We start from the raw sequence: 3,050 nt of genomic DNA, 5'->3' as shown, positions 1-3,050 counted from the left end.
CCCCCCTCATGGGGGGCGGGGTTTTGGTGGGGGGCCCCTGCGGTTTTCCACCCCCGCTTTTTGGGGGGGGGTCGCCCCCCGCGGCTACCCACCCCTCCGGCATTTGCGGCATCTCCGCACGAGGGCGTGGCGAGAGCCCGGCGTCGAGTCGACCCCTGTCGGCGGAGTCGAGTAGGTTGCTCGAGCACCGACAACGCCTGCGAAGGGAACTTGCGTGACCTCCTACAACCGTGTCCTGATCAAGCTTTCCGGTGAGGTCTTCGGTGGCGGCAAGGTCGGTGTCGACCCCGACGTCGTGCACGAGGTCGCCAAGGAGATCTCGGCCGTGGTGCGCGACGGTGTGGGCGTGGCCATCGTGGTCGGCGGCGGCAACTTCTTCCGCGGAGCCGAGATGCAGCAGCGCGGCATGGACCGCTCGCGGGCCGACTACATGGGGATGCTCGGCACGGTGATGAACTGCCTGGCCCTGCAGGACTTCCTGGAGAAGGAAGGCATCGAGACCCGCGTGCAGACGGCCATCGCGATGGGCCAGGTTGCCGAGCCCTACATCCCGCGCCGCGCGATCCGCCACATCGAGAAGGGCCGCGTCGTGATCTTCGGCGCTGGGGCAGGCATGCCGTTCTTCTCCACCGACACGGTTGCTGCCCAGCGTGCCCTCGAGACCCACTGCGAGGTCGTTCTCTACGCCAAGCAGGGCGTCGACGGCGTCTACAGCGCGGACCCGAAGAAGGACCCGACGGCCACGAAGTACGACACCCTCACCTTCAACGAGGCCCTGGTCCAGGGCCTGAACGTGATCGACGCGACGGCGTTTGCGCTCTGCCAGGAGAACAACATGCCGATCATCGTCTTCGGCGCCGAGGACGAGGGTGCCATCCTGCGCATCGTCCGAGGTGAGAAGATTGGCACGCTGGTGAGCCGCGACGGCTGACCAGCCCCACGATCCAGTCCCTCTTGGCAGCACGCCGCCAACCGCAACAAGGAGCAGCCGTGATCAACGAAGTCCTCAACGAGGCCGACGACAAGATGTCCAAGTCGGTCGAGTCGACCCGCGAGGAGTTCGCGGCGATCCGCGCCGGTCGGGTCAACCCCAGCATGTTCGCCAAGATCGTCGCCGACTACTACGGCATGCCCACCCCGTTGCAGGCGCTCGCCTCCTTCACGTCGCAGGACGCCCGCACCATCTTGATCGCGCCCTTCGACATCAGTGCCATGACCGCCATCGAGAAGGCGATCCGTGACTCCGACCTCGGCGTCAACCCGTCCAACGACGGCAAGGTCCTGCGTGCCGTGTTCCCGGAGCTGACCGAGGAGCGCCGCAAGGACTACATCAAGCTCGCCAAGGGCAAGGCCGAGGACGGCCGCGTCGCGGTGCGCAATGTGCGCCGTACGGCCAAGCAGGGCCTCGAGAGGCTGGAGAAGGACGGTGAGGTCGGCAAGGACGACGTCACCGGCGCCGAGAAGAAGCTCGACTCGATCACCAAGAAGCACACCGATGCGATCGACGACATGCTCAAGAACAAGGAAGCCGAGCTGCTCGAGGTCTGAGCACCCATGACGACCCCCGCCGCGCCGGCTGCCCCGGACGCCCCCCAGCCGACGACACAGAAGGATCACGGTCGCGCCGGCCGCGACCTGCCGGCCGCCATCACCTCGGCGGTCGTGCTGGTTGCGGCGATCCTGGTGTCGCTGCTCTTCTGGAAGACGGCCTTCATCGTCATCGTGGCGATCGCCGTCGTGGTGGCCGTGTGGGAACTGCACCGGGGACTCTCGGCCAGGGGCATCGACATCCCGGAGCAGCCGCTCATGCTCGGGGCCGTCGTCATGGTGGTCGTCGCCTACGTCTGGGGTGCCCCGGCCCTCGTGACGGCCACGGCGGTGACCTCGCTGATCGTGATGTTGTGGCTGCTGCGCCGCGGGGTCGACGGTTACGTCCAGAACGCCACCGCCTCGGTCTTCACGTTGATCTACGTGCCCTTCCTTGCGTCCTTCGTGGCCCTGCTGCTCGCCGAGGGCGGCAACAACCCGTCCCTCGGCCTGGATCTGGACGACCTGGGCATGCGTGGCGTGGTCACGTTCATCGCGATCACCGTCGCCTCCGACGTGGGTGGCTACGTCGCCGGTGTGCTCTTCGGCAAGCACCCGATGGCCCCGGTCATCTCTCCGAAGAAGTCGTGGGAGGGCTTCGTCGGCTCGCTGCTCGCCTGCGTCGGTGTCGGAGTCTGGCTGGTCACGTCCTTCCTGGGCGGTGACTGGTGGGTCGGCGTCCTGCTCGGCCTGATCGCCGTCGTGATGGCAACCCTCGGCGACCTCTGCGAGTCCGTCATGAAGCGCGACCTCGGCATCAAGGACATGAGCCAGATCATCCCGGGCCACGGAGGCCTGATGGACCGGCTCGACTCGCTGCTCGCGACCGTCGCGCCGATCTGGCTGCTGCTCCACTACCTCGTCTTCTAGGTCCACGTGCGACTCCTGGTCACCGGCGGGCGGACCGGCTATCTCGGCCGACACGTGGTCGCTGAGGCAACCGAGCACGAGGTCATCGCCGTCGGCTCCGGGGACGCCGACCTGCGCGACCCGCGCGCCGTCGAGGCGCTGATCGCGCAGCACCGTCCGGACGCGATCGTGCACACCGCCTACGTCCAGTCCGACTGGCACGTCACGGCCACCGGTGCCGCGCACGTCGCGACCGCCGCCGCGCGACACGGCGCCAGGCTCGTGCTCGTCTCCAGTGACGTGGTCTTCTCCGGGGCCGACGGCCGCTACGCCGAGTCTGCGCCCCCCGACCCGATCACGGCGTACGGCGCAGCGAAGGCCGCCGCCGAGACGACTGCGCTCGCCGTCTGTCCCGACGTGGTCGTCGCTCGCACGTCGTTGATCCTCGGCGACGGCACCTCGCAGCACGAACGGCTCGTGCACGCGCTGGCCGCCGGTGCCGAGGGTGCGCTCTTCGACGACGAGCAGCGCTGTCCCGTCCACGTCACCGACCTGGCCGCTGCGCTGGTCGAGCTCGCCGGCAACGACCTGCAGGGGGTGCTGCACGTGGCCGG

Annotated in this window: 4 protein-coding genes; all 4 read left to right on the top strand. The window is 68.4% G+C overall.

The window, feature by feature from the left end; translation table 11 throughout:
* The first annotated feature begins 214 nt into the window (after positions 1-214).
* A complete protein-coding gene (pyrH, locus tag RMO85_RS17580; protein WP_310530013.1) occupies positions 215-931 on the top strand; it encodes a UMP kinase in 717 nt (238 codons plus the stop codon).
* Between the two features lie 62 nt (positions 932-993).
* Entirely contained in the window at positions 994-1,548 is a 555-nt protein-coding gene (frr, locus tag RMO85_RS17575; protein ID WP_310530014.1) for a ribosome recycling factor, read from the top strand.
* 6 nt (positions 1,549-1,554) lie between these two features.
* Entirely contained in the window at positions 1,555-2,457 is a 903-nt protein-coding gene (locus RMO85_RS17570; protein WP_310530012.1) for a phosphatidate cytidylyltransferase, read from the top strand.
* Between the two features lie 6 nt (positions 2,458-2,463).
* A partial coding sequence (locus RMO85_RS17565; protein ID WP_310530011.1) for a sugar nucleotide-binding protein occupies positions 2,464-3,050 on the top strand: 587 nt, incomplete at its 3' end.

Origin of the sequence: Nocardioides sp. (assembly GCF_031422975.1) — a bacterium.
Classification (GTDB): Bacteria; Actinomycetota; Actinomycetes; order Propionibacteriales; family Nocardioidaceae; genus Nocardioides.
The sequence above is the reverse complement of the archived record's forward strand: the minus strand, read 5'-3'. Positions and strand labels throughout refer to the sequence as shown.

Coding starts and splice junctions, on each gene's coding strand:
- RMO85_RS17570 (WP_310530012.1), top strand. CDS start 1,555: ATGACGACCCCCGCCGCGCCGGCTGCCCCGGACGCCCCCCAGCCGACG.